This window comes from Luteimonas notoginsengisoli (assembly GCF_042648885.1).
Lineage (GTDB): Bacteria > Pseudomonadota > Gammaproteobacteria > Xanthomonadales > Xanthomonadaceae > Luteimonas > Luteimonas notoginsengisoli.
In genome coordinates this window covers 235,422-256,935 of the sequence record NZ_JBHRYF010000008.1, presented here as the reverse complement: position 1 = coordinate 256,935, position 21,514 = coordinate 235,422, and the positions used below count along the sequence as shown (strand labels likewise).

The 21,514-nt window shown below is 61.1% G+C and carries 16 protein-coding genes; 7 read left to right on the top strand and 9 right to left on the bottom strand.

Translation table 11 applies throughout. The features are described 5' to 3' along the window. Window positions 1-24 precede the first annotated feature (24 nt). From ACFOM9_RS09115 to ACFOM9_RS09090, 6 genes are all read right to left on the bottom strand, one after another. Window positions 25-1,410, bottom strand: coding sequence for an MvaI/BcnI family restriction endonuclease (locus tag ACFOM9_RS09115; RefSeq protein WP_386709302.1), 1,386 nt, complete (start codon window positions 1,408-1,410; stop codon window positions 25-27). Continuing rightward, on the bottom strand, window positions 1,410-1,829 hold the full coding sequence (locus ACFOM9_RS09110; RefSeq protein WP_386709299.1) for a very short patch repair endonuclease: 420 nt from the start codon (window positions 1,827-1,829) through the stop codon (window positions 1,410-1,412). The genes ACFOM9_RS09115 and ACFOM9_RS09110 overlap by 1 nt, the downstream gene beginning before the upstream one ends. Window positions 1,830-1,833: 4 nt before the next feature. Next, window positions 1,834-3,078 (bottom strand): DNA (cytosine-5-)-methyltransferase, encoded by a 1,245-nt coding sequence (dcm, locus tag ACFOM9_RS09105; protein WP_386709296.1) that lies wholly within the window; start codon window positions 3,076-3,078, stop codon window positions 1,834-1,836. 79 nt (window positions 3,079-3,157) lie between these two features. Beyond that, complete coding sequence (locus ACFOM9_RS09100) at window positions 3,158-3,922, bottom strand: DUF6339 family protein (protein WP_386709293.1); 765 nt, start codon at window positions 3,920-3,922, stop codon at window positions 3,158-3,160. Beyond that, window positions 3,919-4,752, bottom strand: a complete 834-nt coding sequence (locus ACFOM9_RS09095) for a hypothetical protein (RefSeq protein WP_386709290.1) — start codon at window positions 4,750-4,752, stop codon at window positions 3,919-3,921. Before ACFOM9_RS09095 ends, ACFOM9_RS09100 begins: the two co-directional genes overlap by 4 nt. After that, window positions 4,742-6,634, bottom strand: a complete 1,893-nt coding sequence (locus ACFOM9_RS09090; protein ID WP_386709287.1) for a hypothetical protein — start codon at window positions 6,632-6,634, stop codon at window positions 4,742-4,744. Before ACFOM9_RS09090 ends, ACFOM9_RS09095 begins: the two co-directional genes overlap by 11 nt. Window positions 6,635-7,393: 759 nt before the next feature. Between ACFOM9_RS09090 and ACFOM9_RS09085 the strand changes: the two genes are divergently transcribed. From ACFOM9_RS09085 to ACFOM9_RS09065, 5 genes are all read left to right on the top strand, one after another. Beyond that, window positions 7,394-8,359, top strand: a complete 966-nt coding sequence (locus tag ACFOM9_RS09085; RefSeq protein WP_386709284.1) for a hypothetical protein — start codon at window positions 7,394-7,396, stop codon at window positions 8,357-8,359. 600 nt (window positions 8,360-8,959) lie between these two features. Then, entirely contained in the window at window positions 8,960-10,012 is a 1,053-nt protein-coding gene (locus ACFOM9_RS09080) for a DNA cytosine methyltransferase (protein ID WP_386709281.1), read from the top strand. Window positions 10,013-10,241: 229 nt separating this feature from the next. Further along, complete coding sequence (locus ACFOM9_RS09075) at window positions 10,242-10,670, top strand: hypothetical protein (RefSeq protein WP_386709278.1); 429 nt, start codon at window positions 10,242-10,244, stop codon at window positions 10,668-10,670. Then, window positions 10,667-12,613, top strand: coding sequence for a Z1 domain-containing protein (locus ACFOM9_RS09070; protein WP_386709275.1), 1,947 nt, complete (start codon window positions 10,667-10,669; stop codon window positions 12,611-12,613). Before ACFOM9_RS09075 ends, ACFOM9_RS09070 begins: the two co-directional genes overlap by 4 nt. A gap of 14 nt (window positions 12,614-12,627) precedes the next feature. Beyond that, window positions 12,628-14,406, top strand: a complete 1,779-nt coding sequence (locus ACFOM9_RS09065; RefSeq protein ID WP_386709272.1) for an ATP-dependent nuclease — start codon at window positions 12,628-12,630, stop codon at window positions 14,404-14,406. A 155-nt stretch (window positions 14,407-14,561) separates the two neighbouring features. Here the strand turns inward: ACFOM9_RS09065 and ACFOM9_RS09060 are convergent, their stop codons facing one another. The 3 genes from ACFOM9_RS09060 to ACFOM9_RS09050 all read right to left on the bottom strand — a co-directional run bounded on the left by ACFOM9_RS09060 (window position 14,562) and on the right by ACFOM9_RS09050 (window position 16,345). After that, the gene (locus tag ACFOM9_RS09060) at window positions 14,562-15,497 is read right to left on the bottom strand and encodes an HNH endonuclease (RefSeq protein WP_386709270.1); all 936 of its coding nucleotides are present in this window, start codon (window positions 15,495-15,497) and stop codon (window positions 14,562-14,564) included. A gap of 21 nt (window positions 15,498-15,518) precedes the next feature. Continuing rightward, window positions 15,519-15,803: a helix-turn-helix domain-containing protein gene (locus ACFOM9_RS09055; RefSeq protein ID WP_386709267.1), complete on the bottom strand. Its 285-nt coding sequence runs from the start codon at window positions 15,801-15,803 to the stop codon at window positions 15,519-15,521. A 236-nt stretch (window positions 15,804-16,039) separates the two neighbouring features. Then, window positions 16,040-16,345, bottom strand: a complete 306-nt coding sequence (locus tag ACFOM9_RS09050; protein WP_386709264.1) for a helix-turn-helix domain-containing protein — start codon at window positions 16,343-16,345, stop codon at window positions 16,040-16,042. A gap of 264 nt (window positions 16,346-16,609) precedes the next feature. Between ACFOM9_RS09050 and ACFOM9_RS09045 the strand changes: the two genes are divergently transcribed. After that, window positions 16,610-19,285 (top strand): TonB-dependent receptor domain-containing protein, encoded by a 2,676-nt coding sequence (locus ACFOM9_RS09045; RefSeq protein ID WP_386709261.1) that lies wholly within the window; start codon window positions 16,610-16,612, stop codon window positions 19,283-19,285. A gap of 129 nt (window positions 19,286-19,414) precedes the next feature. After that, on the top strand, window positions 19,415-21,499 hold the full coding sequence (locus ACFOM9_RS09040) for an Atxe2 family lasso peptide isopeptidase (RefSeq protein WP_386709258.1): 2,085 nt from the start codon (window positions 19,415-19,417) through the stop codon (window positions 21,497-21,499). The last annotated feature ends 15 nt before the right edge of the window (window positions 21,500-21,514 follow it).

The following is a 21,514-nucleotide window of genomic DNA, read 5'->3' as shown; positions in this document are numbered from 1 at the left end:
GGGATGACTGTTCGAACCTCTGTCTCACCGACCCGCTTCCTCGCACGCGTCCACGATCCGGCTCGATTCGTAGAGCGCCGGCAGATCCTTGCTGGCAACACGAAACTGGCTGCGCTTCTTCGGCTTCGGTGTGGCAGTGCTGATGCCTTCCAGCTTGATGCCCGGATCGTAGTAGACCCTGCCTTCATTCACGGCGTTGAGGAAAAGGCCGAACTCCGCACCTTCGCCCAGCAGGATCCGGCGGCCGAAACGGTACTGCAGATCCGGCGCCTTGCGCTGCTGCGACGGCACGAAGGCTGCGGCAGCATGTTTGGCTTTCCAGTGGTCCATCAGTTTCGCGAAGGACCACGACGCGGCGACGTTGTCGCTGGCATCCAGCAACTGGACGGCGCCGTTGGGCGCAAATCTTTTCACGGTGTCGAAGCCGTCGAGCACCAGACGAAGACCGGTGAGGCGATGGGCCGGCGTGCCTGCGCGATGGATGCCGCCAAAGTTGAGACGATCGTCGCGACCCCTCATGTCGGGGTAGCCGTAGCGACGCACGAATTCCTCGACGCCGGCATCCGTGTAGACCCCGCCGGTGGGTTCGGGGGTGAACAGCGTGACCGTGCTGGCGCCCGGCCTGTCCACGTTGGCAACCTGCCGCGCCTTCACCTCCCACCCGCGAAAGTCGGGCAGCGAGTACCCGTTCGAACGGATTCCCAGCAGGGACTCCAGCGTGTTGCCGTTGCAGTTCGACGCGTTGCAGGCAACCAGAGCGCCGTCGGGGTCGAGGCGTGTCGAGGGAACCCACGAGCGTCCGTGGACGCCGCAAAGCTCGCGCATGAGCTCGCGAAAGCCGTCGACTTCCCGCTGTCCGGGCATGGGCAGCATGTGCAGAGCGCCATAGGGCTCGTGCGGCTCCGTCGCCCGGATCGCCCTGGCCGCCGGCGACTCCGGCGGCAGGACAGTGGCGATGACCTTGCGGCCGTTGCCGAGTCCCAGAACAAGAATGCGGTCGGGCTCCTGGCCGCGCTTTTCCTTCACCCAGAGCGACGTCGGTGCGTGCCTGCAACCCAGCAGAAAGCCCGAGAACCGCACTTCCGGATACTGCGGATAGAAGATGAGTTGCGCATTCGGCGCCGCGTGCGTCTGCCCTTGGGCATCCAGCCAGTGAAAATCGAGGGCGGAGCGGAAGACGGCTTCCTGCTTTCCACTTTTTGCGGAAACCGATTGATGCGCCGTCACTTCGCCGGAAGGAATCTTCCCGAGCTGGGACAGATCGGGGGCCAGATAGACCTGATTCTTGCTGTTCGCATTGCGCGGAAGCACCTTGTACAGGACCTCGGTCACGCCGTTGTCCCGGAGCATCGTGAAGACCGTGGAAAGTTCGACTTCCGACAGCCATCGGTCCCTATCGTCAGCCGCCATCAACGCCTCCCCGCTGGTGCGCCGTTCCGGATCCTGTCCGCAAGCCCGGCAAGCTCCTGTTCGCCCAATTGGCAGGCCCACACCGTCTCGACCCGCCAGCCTGCTTCCTCGAGCTGCCGTTTCACCCGCGCGTCCCGCTGCACGTTGCCGGCGAACTTCTCCTGCCAGAATTCGACGTTGCTGGCCGGCGTCGTGGCGTAGCGGCAGCCTTCGTGCCGGTGCCAGAAGCAGCCATGCACGAACACCACGGTTTCATACCTGGGCAGCACGAGGTCGGGCTTGCCCGGCAGCTTCGCATGCAGGCGGAAGCGCAGCCCCGCACGATGCAGGAAGCTGCGCACCGCCAGTTCCGGCTTCGTGTCCTTGCCGCGAATGCCGGACATCATCCGGCTGCGCGTGGCACGGTCGACGACGTCCATCGGCTCAGGCGGCGAGCAGGGACTTCTGCTTTGCCAGCTCCGGGACGATCAGCTCCATGATGCGCGGCTTCATCACCCGGGCCACCTCCCGCATGACCGGCATGACCACGCTGTTGCCGAACTGCTTGTAGGCCTGCGTGTCGCTGACCGGTATGACGAAATCGTTTGGCAGTCCCATCAGGCGGGCGCACTCGCGGGGCGTGAGCCGGCGCGGGCGCCGGCGCGGGCCCTGCGACACGAGGATCTCCGAGCCGTCCTTGTAGTAGCGCGCCGACAGCGTGCGCGACACGCTGTCCGGGCCCACCAGGCCGAAGCCGAATCCGTTGCCGGCGGCGCGGTGCTTGTCCGCGTACGCCTGCAGATAGGCCCACAGCTTCGGGGTGAGCGTGTAGCGGGCATCGACCTTGGCCTTCGGGCCGACGGTGTAGTGCGACTCCGGCTCCTCGCTGCCGTCCTGCGGATGCAGGATGTCCTTCATCGTCTGCCTGTGCGCCGGGAACGTCAGGTCGTCGAAGCTGAAACCGGTCTTCTCGCGGAAGCCGACGATCAGGATGCGCTCGCGGTGCTGCGGCACGAAGTGCGCGCCGTCCACCACCTTGCAGACGATGTGGTAGCCCAGCTCTTCCTCCAGCACCTTTTTGATGACCCGGAAGGTATTGCCCTTGTCGTGGCTGACCAGGTTCTTGACGTTCTCCAGCAGAAAGGCCGCAGGCCGCTTGGCCGCGATGATGCGGGCCACGTCGAAGAACAGGGTGCCCTGGGTTTCGTCGGCAAAGCCGTGGGCACGGCCCAGCGCGTTTTTCTTGGACACGCCGGCGATGCTGAAAGGCTGGCAGGGAAAGCCGGCCAGCAACACGTCGTGGTCCGGGATGTCGCGCTCGTCGATCGCGGTGATGTCGCCTGCCAGCGTGTGCGCCGATTCCGGGAAGTTGGCCAGATAGGTCTTCTGCGCCCAGGGGTTCCATTCGCTGGTGAACACGCAACGCCCGCCGTGGGCCTCGAAGGCCATGCGGATGCCGCCGATGCCGGCGAACAGGTCGATGAAGCGGAAGTCGCAGTCTTCCGGCTCGCCGGGACCGGCCAGGGGCATCAGGCGCTGGCGGATGGCGTCGGCCGCATACGGAGGCGGTTCGGTCTCCCCTGTCTCCCAGCGCCGCAGGGTACGGGCGGTGATGCCCAAGGCCCCGGCCAGCTCCGCCTGGTTGTAACGGCCCCGGAGGGCGGCAAGGAGCTGAAGAACGTCTTGCATGGGGCAATCTCGGCGGCGGGACGGAATGCGGACATTATGTCCGATTCTCGTCTCAATTGCTGAGACCGCGAGCCGCCAGTCAAGGCTTGCCCGGGTTGGCTGCCCCCTTCATCTCACCTTCGGCTTGATCGATGCATCCGGTCATGAACTCGTCAACTCTGGTGTCGTCCCAAACCTCGAAGGCGATACCGGCGCCGCGCAAGTTCACTCTCCTCATGAAAGCCCGGAAAAACTCTTGGCCGTTTAGGAGTGCCACGCTGTTCTCCAAGGCTCTGATGATGCCTCTGCCAAGCGCGGGGCGTGCCGCAATCCCGGGACGTTCAAGAAAGTTCAGGCGGATATCTGCTCTGGCCAGCATCATCTTCAAAGCCCGGGCCGGATTCTCCGGCATGATCTGCTTGGCGATGTGGTAGTTCCACCACAGGCGCGATACGGAGTGATCGTCACGGCATCCAGTCAGCGTAGGCGCAAAGAAGTGCTTTGCAATGCTGGCGATCGCGTCTTCATCATCCAGAGTGGCCGGCAGCCAGCGATCGCGGGAATATTCCAGACACTCGATGTGACTCAGCCGAATCCACAATCGGTTCTCTCGTGCCAGAGTCGGAGTCAGTTTCACGAGCGCGTGGCCGACAGTCAGGGAGTTCAGGATTTCGGCCTCCGCGCCCCCGTCTGCTTTCAAGACTCCGAGTTCCGCCAGGTTGCCGTCCAGCGAAAGGGGAATGCGCCAGTCTCCACCGGCTTCCATGTCGAGAAAATCTCCGGTTCTGTACCTTTCCAGGTGCTCGCCAATTTTCTTCTTCAGATCGTCAGCCACCTGCTGACCAACGTAAAGCAACTTGTTCATGCGCCCCCCAGCTTCTCGAAAACCCTTTGCAAGGAACCCAACGGAGAGTCCAGCAAGCGTTGCGCTGCACTGGCCAGATCGGGGTTTGCGAGATCGATCCCTTCGGCGTTGCATCGGGCACTCATCACGCTATGCCAGCGTTTATCCACATAGTCCGGCTCGTCATGCATGGCATCAAGAACAGACATGACGACTGGAAGGTAAAGGGATGAAAGCAGCGCATCTCTGGCTGCCTGCTCTCTCAGCAGGCTAAGGAACCGGTGCAGGGAGGGGGCAGCCAGGATTCCGATTGCTTCATCGTCCAAATCCAGGGCAAACACGCCTTCGGTCAGTTCCTCATGCAGTTTCAGACGAAAAATGGATTCCATTGGAGAAAGTTTCTCGAGTCCCGCTTCGAAACTGAGCTCATCAGTCATGGCGAGCAGGTCGCCTGCATCTACAAACCTGGACTCATCTGGAAACTCATCACTAATAGCCGCCGAATCGAGCTTCAGACCGTCCTGCAGCGCTACGACAACGCCACGTACATGAACCGGACCACGTACCTTGCCTCCTGAAAGATCAAGCTCGATATCACCAAGGTCGCGATTCTCGAATGCATCAAGGTAGGTTCCCTGACAATAAATCATCAAGCCGGAAACGGCTTGACCAGCTTCGATCAGCTTCAGGATTGAACCATCATCAAGCAGGAGTTTTCCGGTCAGATGTACATCGCCGGCGGCTGCCTGTTCCTGGACTTCGAGTGAGAGCTGGAACTTGTTCGGGCCATAGTCCCCCGTAGCCTCGGCCAGTATCGGGTGAGGAAAACTGGCGGACTGCTTAATTCTCATCGGATTTCTCCGCGACCGGGGTGAGAACGACGCTGATCGGACCGTGGTAGGGCGAATCGAATTCCACCATTATCGTTTTTCTTGCGCCGTCGGTCAGCTCAAGCCGGGGTGCCTTCGCGCTGGAATTTCCGTCCACGGAGCGAACATCCAGTGTTTCATCGTTCGTCACACCAACAGCGGCAATTTCCAGAATCGCCGTTCCCGTAGCGCCGGGAGTAAACGCAATGATGCGTTGTCTTCCGTCAGAAGACCTGGAGTTCCTCAATGCATCAACAGGGATGCTTTTGCCGCCCCGGCCGCCAGCCGTGCCGCGCCCGGTGCCCTGCCTGCCACCAGTAGTTTTCCCGCCTTCTGTCTTGCTTGGCTTCTTGCCGCCGGACGATCCGCTTTCGCCTTGACTGCCTGCCCCGACAGCAGGCTTCGATGTATTGCGCGCAGCAAGTTTCGTGCGCTCGGGGTCGTCGTTCTTGTTTGCGGGATCCGGGATGGTCTGCCCGGCACTGGGTTTCGAGAAGAAGCGATTCATCTCATCAAGCAGGACTTCAGGGCCGGCAGGTCTGGTGGTCGCTGACTTGATCGTGTTTCTGACCCATTCGCCGACCTTCTTCATCGCGGCCTTGAGTTTTCTCCGCTCGGAAAGATCGTCCAGGCGTTCCGCCGAAATTTCGTCATGGCGCGGACTTTCCAGGTCCCTGACCCGACCGCTGGTGTCCCGGTCGTCTGGTTCGAGCACTGCAACAAAGTCTCTGGACATGGGGAAGCGGGACATTGCATGACCGAAGTGGCGCAAGTTGTCCGAGATGTACATGCCGTTTCGCAGGATGCCCAAGCGGCGTGGGAAACCGTCGCTCTGCAGGAGCGTCATGCGGAAGGTGCCGACACCGATGAACTCTTCGGTCCTGGTCTCGGCTTCGGAAGATTTCAATGCGGAAAGCATCGCCTTGCTGAAGTCCAGATCATCGATAGTGCCGGCTCTTTCGGCAGCGTCGCGAACCTCCTTCAGATCGAAAAGTCCTTCCAGAACTTCCGGTGAGATATGCAGGAAGTCATCGACCGACCACTGGACAGTGAAGCTGATCGCTCCACTGTTGATAGCCGAAAAGAAATTGCGAATTAGGGACTCGACCATCTGCCAGTGCCAGTCCGGTTCCTCAATGAAGCCGATGCTCGCAACCGTTGTGCCGACCTCCGTGCGTCTTAACCAGCCAGGCAACTGGCCTTCATCCGCGACAGGCAGGAACTCGCTGATCCCCCAATAACCGGTAGCCCGGTTGTGTTCTCCGCCGCCCGCGTCATGCGAAACAAGAACACTTTTGCCTTGGGCGAAATGAATCTTGCCTTTGCCCTCGTCGTACAAGGTCGAATAGAACACGGTGCGCAGGTCGGAAATCGCAAAGGCGGCGTTCTTGCCGATGCCGAACGAACCACCTGCATCGGCATCTGCCTTCTGGCTTACGCCAGACGACTTCACCAGCGCGTGGAACGGCTTGCCCTGCACCGCCGGGCCAATGAGACCCATCGTTCCGTAGTCTTCAACTGAAAGCACGGGTATTCGTGGTTGCGCCGCTACACGGTTGGCCCGCTCGAAGAAGTCCCTGTCCTTCTTGAGATTTCTGTCCTTCGCTTGATCGAGACAGGCCCGTAGTGCTTTTCTCAGTTCTGGCAGACCAGGGATTTCTTCTGCGGGCAGGGAAAGGCGCCGAAAAACAAGATGTACAGGCGCAGACGTCCCGTCAGGTTGGCGGGCAGCAGCATCCAGACTGTTCTGCGAACTCTCGCGGGCAATGCCAGGGTAGGGCGAACCCTTGAAGGTTTCGATACCGGCGTGGCCAAGCCCTTCCTCTTCTCTGCCCGGATTGGGCAGGAACTCCCAGTTCGCCATAATTCATCCCCCTGCACGTGGACCCCGAAAACCGAATCAGAACAACTGCCAGCGCCAATGCACACCATGTCAAGCTTGGCATTGCGCGGCATCTTGATACGCGTGCCGCGATCCAGGAAAAATTCTTAGATGGCGCGCTCCACCACGGAATGGAATCGACCGGGTACTGTCGATCCGAAGCCGCGATTCGTCGTGATGATACTGACTCGCGACCCAAGCACATCGAGGACGTCTACTCCTGACCACGGGGGGGGGGGCGACGCAATCTGCTGCGGGTGCCTGCGAGAGGAATGGTCGGCTGAGCTCAGGTTCGTCTGGGAGCGGTGACTTGAGTCCACTCTGGAGGGCCCCAATGCTGAACTGATGCCGCAGGCGAGACGACGCACGACCGGGGGACAGAATACAGGGCCAAGCGCAGGGCGGCACCGTCGAAGCTCCGGCTCATGCTGCCCGAATACAATCGCATCTACGAAGTCATCTATTCCGTGCTTGAAGGCAGAGCGAAAGTGAACCTGGCCCTGTTACTCGGCGTCGCCACCCGCCGCGTCGGCCGCGATGGCCTAGTGGCATTTGAAGGCCGCCAGTATTCGGCACCAACTGCAACTGATGATCCTCAGCCCCACCCGGTGCGTGAATCTGGGAGTTGCTTGACAAGCGTAAGTTGGTATCGGTAAGGCTAACGGTTCGGGGTAGGAAAATGCCTCGACTACCGGTACGGCGTGTAGGATGGCCCGGGTCTAATGTCCTGGGGAGGCATTTGTGGTAGCAAAGAAGAAGAGGGCTATAGCCCGCCCGAGGCGGCGGCGTCGCAGCAAGGGAGAACCGTACCTAGTACTGATAGAACATCGGGTTAGGTTCCGGACGGATTCACCAGTCAGTGTGGAGGCGGTCATTGCCTCCCTGCGGGGCATGGACCGAATAGTAAAAACGCAGTTGCCGAAGGCAATTGAGTCGGTCACCGGCGCACGCGTGAAGCAGGCAGAGCTGCAGGTCAGCGGCCTTGAAGACGGAAGCTTCATCGAAGACTTGAAGATTAAGCTCCTCTTCAAAACCAAAGAAGACTACGAGCAATGCGTGGACAAGGTGGCCGACACAATCAAGACAACATGGGAGGGGGGGACTCCGATGCTGAAGGTTGCGATTGGCGTGTTAATCGGCGCTCTGCTAATCGGAAGCCTGAACCTTCTTCCGAGCGAGGCACCGAGCGGTTCCTTGAGCACCATACAAGGCGACAATAACGCGGTAATCGTCATTGGTGCCGAGGCTTATCAAACCTCGCCGAAGGATTTCCAGAAGGCGATTGACGTCGCCATCTCTAAGACTTCGCAAAAGCGTGCGGTGCAAGCTGCGCTTGACGCGACTGCACCGGCGCGAGAACAGGGCGCCGCTGTGGAGTTCGAAGGAGAGAGCGGCGCGGTGCAAGTGCTTTCGAAGGAAGGAGCTGCTTCTCTTCCAAAGAACGTCGATGTTCCGGATACATCGGAGGATGCGACGTACGCGAAGGTCAAGCTGAAGCTACGCGCCTCGGATTACGATTCGGCGGTAAAGGGATGGGCGGGAACGATTCCAGGAGTCGTCGATAACCGAACCCGGGTTATATTTGCAAACGACCTGGAGGCCGGCAAGGCCGCGTTCAAACCGGAGATCGACGCTGACGTGGTCGTCACCTATACCTCGCCGCTCCATCAGCGGGCGATACTAATCCTGGTGGAGCGAGTGCACTAGGCGTACCGCAGGCACTGAAGGGGTTGGCGAAATGCCATCCCTTTCAAACACCGGTGGAGCTCGTTGGTGAGAGGGAATCGAGCCTAGGGAGAAATCCCGTTCGGGGGTATCGCTTGCGAGGAATGGTGCGAGGGACAATTCCTCCAGATCGGCTCCGGTCAGCGGTTCGTGTTCCTGGGATTCTTCGCCGACGGTCGGGATGTACTGTCCGCACTGCTGAAGCTACTCCGGGGCCAAGAGGTGCCGAGGTGACGGGCGGGATGCTGCGGCAGATGGCAGCGCCAATGGGATAAAGCGTTGGACCGGTACACATCTGCTCAGGTCCCGTGGGTGATCAATAGCGCCAGCGGAATTCCTCGTAGCGCCCAGCTAGATTGCCAAACACCGGGGCTATGCGATCATGAGAAGATGCCCGGGACGCCGCCGGCTTTGGTCGTTCCAAACGGGGCGCAGGCGTTGTTTGGTGGGAAGCGGAGCCTCGTGTGGCGGGGTTTCTCTGAAGAAATCGGTCAACTCAAGAAGCGCCGACACATATCAGCAGCACACTTGAGGATCGTCATGGAACAACGTACCAAACGACCCAGATCCGCTCCAAAGCGAATGACCGCCGTGGATCTGTTCAGCGGCTGCGGCGGGCTGAGCTACGGCCTTCTCAAAGCCAGATTTCAAGTCGTGGCGGCTGTCGAGATCGACGAGAAGGCGCAGCGTACCTACGAACTGAACCACCCCGACGTGCACTTGTTCAAGCAGGATATCCGCGAGGTTACGCCGCTGGGTGTCATGCGGAAAGCTGGCCTGCGGCGGGGTGACTTAGACCTGTTGGCCGGGTGCCCACCGTGCCAAGGCTTCTCCCGCCTTCGGACGAAGAACCAGAAAACCTACGTCCGCGACGAGAGGAACAATCTGGTCTCGCACTTCCTGCGTTTCGTGAAGGCGATGAACCCGAAGACCGTGATGCTTGAGAACGTACCGGCCCTCGGCAGGGACGGGCGCTTCACAAGGGTGAAGAACCAGCTCGTCGCATTGGGTTACGAGGTCGTGGTTCACGTGCTGGACGCCGCCGACTACAGCGTCCCGCAGCGGCGCAAGCGGCTAATCATGCTTGCTTCACGTGTCTGCACGCCATCAATCGCACCTGCGGCTACAGAGCGCGTTACCGTACGCCAAGCATTGAGCGGCCTGCTGGCGCCGTCGCGTACAAAGGACGCGCTCCATGCGCTGCGGGAGAAGAGGTCGCAGGCCGTTCGTGACCTGATAAGCCTCATTCCGAAGGATGGTGGCAGCCGCTCCGATTTGGGTCCGCAGCACCAGCTAGCGTGTCACCTCCGAAGCGACGGATTCAAGGACGTTTACGGCCGGATGAGCTGGGACGACGTATCGCCGACCATCACAAGCGGGTGCCACAATCCCTCCAAGGGGCGCTTTCTTCACCCGGCACGCAATCGAACGATCACGCTGCGCGAGGCTGCGCTGCTTCAGGGCTTCCCGCGCGACTACCAGTTCGATGTAGCGCACGGGAAGGAAGCCATTGCCCTGATGATCGGAAATGCGTTGCCCCCACCTTTCATTGCTGCCCACGCCGGCTCGCTTCGGAAGGGGCTGCTCGCTGCGCAACGGCGGACCGGCGCTCGCGGCAAGCGCAAAAGCAAATGATGGGCAGGAGATCATCGAAACCCGAGTCGTCGTCCACATCAAGCACTTGGTTCCCGCGCTGCAGCAGATCGCGAGCAATCGCGGCGAAAGCTGTCCCGGCAAGGATTGCCGAAGCCCGTAAGACGCGGGCGGCCATTGTTGCAGGGGGGTAGGCCTTCGTCCATGATGACTCGGGCGCAAGCGCGCGCAGGGGAAGGCCATGTGGCCAAGCGCGTGCTCCAGATGGACAATGGGCATTCAGAAGCAGGAATTCTACGAAGGGGCCGCTTTACACGTTCTGCTGCGAGGCGGGATGGGTGCCCACGTCGCATACAAGACCCCGTTTTTCCTGATCAACGGCAGTGCTCTGATCCATCTGAAGTACTCAACGGGCGTTCGCAGCCCTTGGGGATTCACCTTCACCGCAGACGAGCAGCATCTGCTCTACCGGAATTCCGTCGAATTGCCCGTAACGATCGGCCTGATCTGCGGCAGTGACGGGGTTGCTGCGCTGCCATTTGCGTCGTACGCGGGCATTGCTGCCATCAGGAAATCGGCCCTCAGGGTCTCATGCGCCCGCAAGCACAGGCAGCATTTCGAGATCAGCGGGCCGAACGGCACATTGGAGCGCAAAGTGCCGCCGTCGGACTGGAGCAGGCTGCTGGGAGAGATCGCATGAACCATCGGGATCAAGTTCTCAATCTTTTGCGCACCCAAGTGAGCAATCTGTCCGAGGTCGACGACATTCAGCGAACGGCGGAAGAGGTTGCGGCCAACTGGGCAAACCCATTAAGCGGTGGGCAGGAGCAAACCAATGGCCTGATCTACGGCCTGGTGCAGAGCGGGAAAACCGGCGTGCTGACGGCGACTGGCGCAATCGGTGCGGACGAAGGCTACAAGACGGTAATTATCCTGACATCAGACATAGACCCCCTGTACGAACAGACGTACGCGAGGGCGCAGGAGGCTTTTCCGGGAATCGACATCCTAGGCAAGAAGGACATCAAAGACCTCGAATCCTTCATACAGCGAATCAAGGGCGGCACGTGCGCAATCGTTATCACGAAGAACGGCAGCCACCTCAGGATGCTTATCGAGAACTTCAAGAAGAGCTCGCTGCGTGGTGTGAGCTGCCTGATCATCGATGATGAGGCGGATCAGGCCAGCCTGAACACCAAGGCGCGCAGGGATGATGGTTCCAGAAGCGCGATAAACGAGCTTATCGAAGAGATCAGATCGTTCTTTCACAAGAACACTTACCTGCAGGTGACTGCGACCCCACAGGCCCTCTTCCTTCAGGCCGAAGAGCATTCATTCCGGCCCAAGTTCACGATCCTCAGCCATCCCGGTGCGGACTATGTCGGCGGCGAGGACTTCTTCTCCGACAACTCTCTATTGGTGCATGAATTCCCCTTGCAGGACATTGCGAGTCTGACTCCGGGACCACAGCCAGCACCGTCCCAGACAATCCCGGCCTCGCTCTTGAGGGCGCTCGATACGTTCATGATCGCGGCAACGTACAAGCGATCGTCGGAGCCGACGCAGAACTGCGCATTTCTTTGCCACGTCAGCACCAAGACGAGCGATCACAACCATATCGTCAGCCTGCTCAGGAAGTACAAGACTGATCTGACGGGTTCGCTGAAGTCGAAAGACCAGAAGGTTGTTTCTCGCCTCAGGAGCGCGTACGACGACCTTGCATCTACGCATCCTCCACTCAAGCAGGCGAGCTTCGACAACCTATTGGAGGCAGTGGAGTTCTTCAGCCCCGGGATAGCAGTGAAGCTGGTCAACGGACAAACCGACGAGGATGTAGCAGTGCGCTCCCCCTACAACCTGTTTGTGGGCGGAAACAAGCTCGGAAGAGGCGTCACGATCAAGAACCTCCTCGTCAGCTATTACGGAAGGAATCCCCGTACGCCCCAAGCCGATACTGTCCTGCAGCATGCACGCATGTACGGATACCGCAGGCGGGACATCGGGCTTCTTCGCCTTTTCCTGCCTCCGCAGCTGCACACCGTTTTCAAGGCGATCAACAAGATGGAGCGAAGCCTGCGCGATCTGGTTTCGAGCCAAGCGGCTGAAGAGTTCAGAGGAATTTATGTTGAGGGTAACCTTCAGCCTACGCGCAAGAATGTGCTCGTTCCGGGGGCCGTTGGCGTCTACACGGCCGGCGGATCATACAACCCTGCGCAGGTCAGACGCGATATCGAAAGCTCGACCCTGACCGCGCAAATCGACGCGACATTGGAATCCATACCAGACGGCGAGTACCGCGAGTTCCCCATCGAAACAATCAAGCGACTCATTGGCCTCACGCAGCCCGATCCGGAAGCTGCCGAACTGGTCTGGGACGGGCTCGCAGTTGCGGAATCCATAGGGCAATGCGCAAACCTCCGGAATCAGAAAACAGGTTTCGTATATGTCGATCGCGATCGCGACCTCGTCGGCCAGCGGCGGGAAACGCAGGGAATCCTGACAGGAGGCGAGGCAAGATTGGTGCCAGATACAAGGCCCGCAATCTTCATGCTGAGGACGGCGGAGAAAGGCGGCCGCAAAGCGGCTTGGTGGCCGCAGGTCAGGTTTCCGGCAGGCCGGTATGCGTTTGCCTTCGCCATCTAGGAAGTGACGGCACGATGTCTACGGAAGAAGAGATCGCAAAACTTGTCGACACGATCAAGGGCTTCAAGCCAGGTGGCGCCCTCAAGAGCTGTATCACCCACATCACTTTCCCGAAGTTCAAAAACATAGAGCCGGGAACCACGGTTACTTTCGATTTCGCACTGACCGCGCTCGTTGGTGCAAATGGCATCGGCAAGAGCTCCGTGCTGCACGCGTTGTGGGGCGCGCCCTTTGGATACTCCACGTCGAAGTTCTGGTTCGCGACGGAACTGGATCCGATAGAAGGCAGCCAGAAGGATCCGCAGCGCTTCTTCTACGGGCACTGGAGTGAGCCGTACAACGGGGTCGTGGAAACGCGCAAGGCCCGTATCGGAAAGAAGAGGGGAAGCGACTACTGGGAGCCATATCGAAGCAGCACAAGAGATGGAATGCAGCCGCTACCGGCTGGGAAATTCGAGGGTAAGGCGAAAGACCGCTGGAATCCGGTCAAGCGAACATGCGTCTATATCAATCTGAAGACCACATTCGGGTCATTCGACAGGTACTTCTACTTCGACGACGGAATAAGCGGAGGGGACAAACGCGAAGCGATGCTCCGTGAAGCCAAGCGCCTTAAGCAGATCGTCTTGGATGACCGGAAGTCATACAAGCTGGGTGGAGGTAGGGAGCGAGTCTTCGAGAACCGTCTTCTGACTGAGGATGAGTTGATACACGTTTCCAGGATTCTTGGGCGCGAGTACCAGTCAGCGCGGCTTGTCAGGCACTCGCTCTATCCCGGCAACCGGGGCCAGGATCTCAGCGTCGTCTTCCATCGAGGGACTCAGTACTCAGAAGCGTTCGCGGGAAGCGGCGAGATAGCGGCCGTGAGTGCCGTAGTCCAGATACTCAATGCGCCGCCCGGATCCCTCATACTCTTGGACGAGCCGGAAACGTCGCTCCATCCCGGCGCGCAGAGGGTGCTGCTGAGGTTTCTGCTCGAACGAATCAAGCACGACAAGCATCAGGTCGTTGTTTCCACGCATTCCATGGAGTTTCTCAGAAGCCTTCCGCAGAACGCGATCAAGGTTTTCGAGGATAACGGGACGGGTCGTTCGCGCATCCTGCCGCAGAGCAGCCCGTCGGCCGCCTTGAAACGGTTGGGCAAGCCGCCGGAGAACATCAGACGGGTACTCGTCGAAGATCCCATCGCAGCGATCCTCGTAGAGCATGCGGCGAAAGGCCTTGATCCGGGGGACGCAGAGGCGCTGGAGGTTCGCATCGCACCGGGAGGGGCCGACGCGATTCTGGCTTACTTCGGTCCCTCTGCGATGGTGTCGGGGGACGATGTCTTCGTGCTGCTCGACGGAGACAAACGTAAGGTCCAGGAGTTCAGTGATCCGCTGCATGTTCCTCCGGCCCGGTACCCCGAGCTGGAGGAATTGTTGAAGCAAGAAACCGGGGTCAAGCCGGTGCTGCACATACCCGGCGGGACAGATCAGGCCGGCCACGATACTGCCAAGATTCGGGCGCAGCTGGAATATCTCCGCTGGCTACGCGAGCACTTGAGCTATCTACCCAAAGGGACGCCGGAGCATGTGATTCTCGAGGCCCTTGACCCGGGCAAAGGACATGAGGGCAAAAACTCCGGCGAAGCAAAGAAGGCTTTCAAGGCGTACTTGGCCCAAGGTCTTGATGTGACGCTGAACTCCGATGACATCGTCGGTTTGGCCAAGGTCACAATTGCGAAGGTCCCTCGGGACAATCCCGAGATTGGTGCAATTCGAGAGAAGCTGGAGGCGTGGCTGCACTCTTGAAAATATTACGGCCGAAGCAACGAGACGGCGTTCGACGATGCGTCAAGACGGTCAGCTCCATCACCCTTTAGGTCAAGGATGCCGTCCTCAGAGCATCTGATTATGTTGTCTGTTCACGTCACCGGCGCCTGGATTTCATGAACCGATGCTCTCTACTACTCATGAAACACGGCAGACCGGTGATAGGCCATATAGCGTCGTTGCTGCTGGATAAGGGGTTTCGGCGGGATAGGAGCGTCCAAACCCCAGGCTATGAGCACGTTAGCTGGCAGCTCGGTGCTGACACGCACCCGCCCGTCGTCCTCGAAGGTGATGTGGCCTTTGTCGAAAAGGCGATCGATGTTCGGCGTCAACAGAAGGCCATTACTGCCATCGAGCTTCTCGGCGTTGCTGCTTATGGACCATAGTTTTATGTGGCTGGCGATGAGGAACCTAGAGTCAGCTATGCCGGTTATGCGGCAGCATTGCTCGATCGCCGCAACCCGAGAACGAAACAAGCCTTGCCCGACGCGGGCCTTGATCAGCTGTACACGTTCGGTTCTCGGAATGTTGTGATCGCCCAGCAACGCATCGATGGCGGCGCTGTCGTCTGTCTCCGAGCTCGCGCTTACCCGGGCCCGCGACCTTTCCGGTAGGGGAAGCGTGGTGCGTTCCAGGACGACATGGTTGTCCCTGATGCCGGAAACGGAGAAATGGCCTTCATATGACCAGCGACCGTCTATCTCCGTGAACAGCAAGATCGGATACTGGTAATCGGGCTGATCGACAAGAACCCTGTTCGCCTTCTCTGTATACGAGATCGTTCCGCCACGTGCCTTGAACGAGTAGTGATAAACGTTCTTGCTGCTGCCGGCCCATCCATCATTCTCGTACGATCCGTGCTTGGTTTTGATGAGAACGGCGCGGCACTCTGGAAGTTCACCTATCCAGTTGATGCCCTGCTGAGGCGTGTTGCCGATCAGCCAGCTTCGGTCCTGCCAGAAGGCAGAGCCTTCGACTTTCGACAACTGGATGAGATCGAATAGGTTGCGCTTGGTAACAGTGTCCCCGGTGGAGAGCTCAAGGAGTTGGCTGGGCTTGCTCAGTTGCATCCAAGACTCCCCATGGCTTCATCAGCGCTTGCGCTTACTTTGTGGCTTGAAATCCATGATCAGCCGGGCGAGTTCGTCGTCTTCGGCGTAGAAGTAGGCCACCGGCAGGCCGAGGACCGCTGCAAGCCGTTGCAGGGTCTGCAGATCGGGCTGGTGCACGCCGGTTTCATAGCGGTTGATCCGGGTGCTGGCTACGAAGTCGTCCAGACCCGCCTCGATACCCAGATTGCGCTGCGAGATGCCATAGGCTTCCCGCGCCTCGCGTAGCCGGCGGCTGTAGACAGGGAGTTGTCTTTTCTCAGCCAAGCGTCTGTACGTTCCGGAGTTCCATGCAAGGAAGCTTCCGGAAGGACGCTTGAATTCGATACTACGTTTAACGTAGTCACGCGTCCGAGCCACACGAGGGCGCAAGCAAGGCAGCGGAGAAAATTTTCTCTGCTGGCCCGGCACGGCCACGAGACTGGCTCGCAGCTGCTGATGGGGCGGGCGCGGTGTTCCTGGCTGGCGCTGATGCCCTGCCTCCCTTCTGCATGAGGCGGCCCTTAGCTGCGGGCTCGCTTCCAAAGATTTCTCTTCTTGCCTTTGGGCTTGAAGTCAGCGATCAACTGCGCGAGCTCTTCGTCTTCGGCATAGAAATAGGCGAGCGGCATGCCGAGGGCGATCGCCAACCGTTGCTGGATTCGCAGGGCCGGCTGGTGCACACCCTTCTCGTAGCGATTGATGCGGGTGCTGGCGACAAATTCATCTACACCAATCTTGATGCCCAGGATGCGCTGCGAGATGCCGCAAGCTTCCCGTGCCTCTCGTAGTCGGCGGCTGTAGACAGGGATCTGGCCCTTCTTAGCCACGAGTTTGCACGTCCCAGACTTTCATGATGGGGAGCTTCCCGAAGGACGCTTGACCCCGCTACTACGTTTAACGTAGTGTCCGGATGGCTACGTAAATCGTAGCTCCGGCATCGGCTGCGTGTGGTCCTCCGACGGATGGCATTGCGATTCGGCACTGCAGCGGGGGACGTCTGATGCCGACAACCGGATGGGGGCTGGCACAACTCGGTGCGTGATCTCACCGGAATGCCGGCGTTGCCAATCGTTGGAAACCAAGGACTCGACATGAAGACCAGCACTCTGCATGACTTCACTTGTACGGCCATGTTCGTCGTCGCTGCCGGTATGAGCGGGGCCGCCGTGGCTCAGGAGGCGACGATTGGCCCCAGGCTTCCGGCCCCTACCGCGGCAACCGGCTCACAAATGGATTTCGATCTGCCGGCCGGGAAGCTTGTTCTGGCCTTGGACGCCCTCGGCAAGCAGAGTGGGATCGAGCTTCACTATCGGTCCAAACAGGTAGCGGGCAAGCAAGCGAATGCAATCCGTGGTCACATGAACTGGCAGGATGCACTCGGCCGGCTGCTGCAGGACAGCGGCCTGGGCTACCGGCAGACCGGTGACGCGACCGTCGTGATCGAGGTCGCGGAGCAGGGCACCGTGCCCGAAGGCAGTGCTGCTCGCGCGGGCATGGAAGCGAAATCGCGGCAGGTGTCGCAGCCGGTCACGGAGATGGCGTCGGTCACGGTCACCGGCACCCGCATCCGCGGCGGGACAAGCCCGTCCCCGGTGATCACGATCGGCGCGGAGAACATCCGCGAGGAAGGCTTCACCGATCTTGGCGAGGTGATCCGCAGCATCCCGCAGAACTTCAGCGGTGGCCAGAATCCCGGGGTGGCTGCCGGAGCCACGGCCGGGCCGGGGGGCATTGCCAACCAGAACATCACGGGCGGCTCGTCGCTGAACCTGCGGGGTCTGGGGGCGGACGCAAGCTTGACGCTTCTGAACGGCCGGCGCTTCTCGTATGGCGGCTTTGCGCAGACCGTGGATATCGGCGCGATCCCGGTGGAAGCGGTGGATCGTGTCGAGATCGTCGCCGACGGCGCCTCGGCGATCTACGGTTCGGATGCCGTGGGCGGCGTCGCCAACGTTATCCTCAGGCGCGACTATGCCGGTGCGACGGTCGGCGCGCTCTATGGCGGCACTGCCGACGGCGGAATGGCAACCCGCGAGTACACGGCAACGGCAGGCACGGTGTGGTCGAACGGCGGGTTGATCGCCACGTACAAGCACGCCTCGGTCGACCCGATCCGGGCAAGCCAGCGCGACTACACCGCGGACATGGCCCCGCCGACCACCATCTATCCGGGCAGCCAGCTGCGCAGCGGCCTCGTCAGCGGCCACCAGTCGCTGGGCGATGCCGTGGAGCTGCGGCTGGACGCACTCCGGACCGAGCGGGAGCAGCGTTCCTTCAGCTACTACAGCGGCATCTCCAGCTACTACAGCCGGTTCGCCCCCGAAACGACGACGACGCTGGTTGCGCCGAGCGTCGAAGTGTCGTTCGCGGACGACTGGCAGCTCTCGCTCGGCGCGGCCTGGGGTCGCGACCGACGCGTTCAGCGGGAACGGATGATGATGATCGATACGGGGGAGGCGTTGCCGTCGCCGTACGACGACTGCTTTTGCAACGAGAGCCGCAGCTACGAGGTGGGGGCGGAAGGGCCTTTGTTGGCCCTGGCTGGGGGTGACGCGCGGCTCGCGGTCGGCGCCGGTTACCGGCGCAACGAATTCGTCGATCGCAACGTCGTATCCGGGGAGACCCTGATCGGAGGCGGAGAGAGCAGTCGCTTCGCCTATGCCGAGCTGGGCATGCCGTTGATCGGCCCGGACTCGGGTTCGGGTGCGGATGCGGGTGCGCAGAGGCTCACGTTGACCGCTGCCGTGCGCGGCGAGGATTACGACAGCTTCGGCAGCGTCGCCACGCCGAAACTCGGGCTCGTCTACGCCCCGACCGGCGACTACACGCTCAAGGCATCCTGGGGCCGGTCGTTCAAGGCGCCGACGTTGCTGCAGCGGTACCAGGAACAGGGGGCCGTGCTCTATCCGGCGGCCCTGTTCGGCGGCAGCGCCGATCCCGAAGCGACCGTGCTGTCGATTTTCGGCGGGAATCCGGATCTGGATCCCGAACGCGCCCGCACATGGACGACTGCGCTGGCGATCCATCCGCGGGCGCTGCCCGCCCTCGAGGCCGAACTGAGCGTGTTCGACATCGACTATACGGAGCGGGTGGTCCAGCCCATCGGCAATTACGCCGACGCATTGACAAACCCCGCCTATGCTCGTTACGTCGACTTCACCCCGACCCTGGAGGAGCAGGCGCGCATCTTCGCCACGACGACCGGCTTCTACAACTACACCGGCAGCGCCTACGACCCGGACAAGGTCGTCGCACTGCTCTACGCACAGTACGTCAACGTTGCCCGGCAGCACGTCAGGGGCCTCGACCTGTCCGGGTCGTACCGGTTTGACGTCGGCGCAGGCCGGCTGACGTTGCGAGGCTCGACCAGCTGGCTGGACAGCACGCAAAAGAACAGTCCGGAGGACAGCGCGTTCGATCTTGCCGGCACGCTCTCCAGCCCTGCGACGGTCAACAGTCGCGCGGGTCTCGTCTGGATGCAGGGCGGATTCACCGCTTCGGTGTTTGCGAACTACACCAGCGGCGTGACCAATCCGTTCGACGGGGTGAAGACGGCTTCGTTCACGACGGCGGATCTCAACCTGCGCTACATCATCGATGATCGCGATTCGCCGGCGGGCTGGGACTTCGCGCTCTCCGCACACAACCTGTTCGACCGGGCGCCGCCCCTGCATCAGGTGACCGATGCAACCTGGGTGCCATACGACTCGACCAACTACTCGGCAATCGGCCGATACCTGAGCTTCTCCGTATCGAAGCGGTTCTGAGGAAGACGGAACGTTCGCCGCGCACGCGGCGTGCAGACAGTCCGGGCACGGCGATGCCCCGTGCCATTCGGATGCACATCATGAGCCGCCACCCCGGGTGGACGCGTTCGCCGTGAAGAGGAATTGTGGATGAAGATGACCCTGGACGACCTGGGCCGGAAAGTCGCCGCTCTGCTGATCGTGATCGCATTGCTCGATCCGTTGCCATCGGAAGCAGTCCCGCCGCGCCGCCTTGTCGAGGTTGCCGATTTGTCCGGGCCCGTCGTGTCGCCGGACGGACGTCAGGTGGCGTTCCGGATGGACCGTGCGTCCATCGAACGCAACACGTACGACACCGTCTGGTACGTCCAGGACATGGACGGCAATGCACCACCGCGGCGGGTGGCGGACGGCGGCGTGCAGTTGCACGACATGGCCGGCGGCGCCCTGCCTGCGGAGGCACGCTGGGCGCCGGACGGGCGGTCGATCTTCTATCTCGCGCTTCTGGACGGGCGGATCGATGTATGGCGCGCTTCGGCCGATGGCTCGGGAGCCGAACCCGTTACTTTCGATGCGGCGGATGTCCGTGACTTCGCGTTGAGCGACGACGGCACGAGCTTGCGGTACAGCGTGGGTGCGACCCGCGACGAAATCCTCCAGGCGGAGCAGGACGAGTACGACCGCGGCGTCCATGCAACTGCGGCGTTGCCGGTCGGGCAAGGCGTGTTTCGCTCGGGCTACAGCGCGGGGCGCTTGGCGACGCAGCGATTCAGCGGGGTTGGATTCAGTCGCGATGGCGTGTTGGCCGGTATTCCCGAACGCTGGAAGGAGATTGATCTGTTGACGCGGAAGCGCAACGAAGGTGCTTCGCCCGGTCCTGACGGTGACTCTCGCGCAGGATCAGGTCCGCAAGGCCAGGTTCTCATGGAAGCAGTTCGTGACCCGCGGACGGGGAGGGTGGCCGCGCTGACGCATGCCCGGGCTGCGAACGGCGCACAGGCTGCGCCGGATATCGAGCTGGCAATCCTTCCGGGTTCGGCAGGTGGACAGGGGATGAAGTGCCTTGCGAAAGCGTGCGCAGGCGCCGCGATCACCAGCGTGCAATGGCGGCCCGGCGCAGCCGAGGTGCTGTTCACGACGAGCCCGCTGGAAGACGGGTGGGCCCAGTCCATCTTCCGCTGGAACATCGACACGGACACGGTGTTGCCGGTTGTGCAGTCCCGTGGACTCGTCAACGGGGGGAGGGAGGTCTCCAGCTCGTGCGGTATATCGGCCTTGGCGCTGGCATGTGTCGTGGCGGAGGCGGACCGGCCGCCGCGGCTGGAAAGGATCGATATCGACACCGGAAGTCGGAAACTGATGTTCGATCCGAACGATGCGCTCCGGTTCGACCTGGTGAGGAGCGTTTCTTCGCGGTTCCTGCGCTGGAAGGATGCGAACGGCCGGGAGTTCACCGGGCAGCTGTTCGACGGAAAGGCACCTGCAGCGGCAAGCCGGCCTCTCTTCGTGACCTACTACAGCTGCACGGGATTTCTGCGCGGCGGAACAGGCGACGAATGGCCCCTGGCATCGTTTGCAGACGCCGGCATCGCGGCCCTTTGCATCAATGCCAGGCCGCACCAGCCCGACCCGATCGCCCGGTACGACGAAGGCGCTTCGGCAGTGAAAAGCGTGGTGGAACTGCTGGCGAACGAAGGCGTGATCGACCCGGATCGGGTTGGCATGGGCGGCCTCAGCTTCGGCAGCGAGGTCACGCTTTGGGTGGCGACGGAGACGGACCTGCTTGCCGCCGCATCCGTGACGTCGCCGTCCGTGTCTCCGCTCTACTACCTGATGGGCAGCCTTCAGGGCGAAAGGTTCTTTGCCGGGTTGCGGGCCGCCTGGGGACTTGGCGCCCCTGAAGCGACACCGAAGAAGTGGAGGCGGATCTCGCCCGCCTTCAACCGGGAGAGGATCAGGACTCCCGTGCTGCTCCAGATGCCCGAGGAGGAATATCTGTACGCGCTGGATTACGTCATCCCGATGGTGCGGGAGAACCGGGCCGATCTCTACATCTTTCCCCACGAAGCCCATCAGAAGTTCCAGCCGGTGCACAAGGCGGCTGCGTACGAGCGCAACCTGGACTGGTTCCGCTACTGGCTGCAGGATTTCGAGTCGGGCAGTCCGGAAAAGAGCGGCCAGTACGAGCGATGGCGAGCGATGAGGGTCGGCATGCGTGGCGCGGCCGGACCCTGACGGGGGATGTGACGG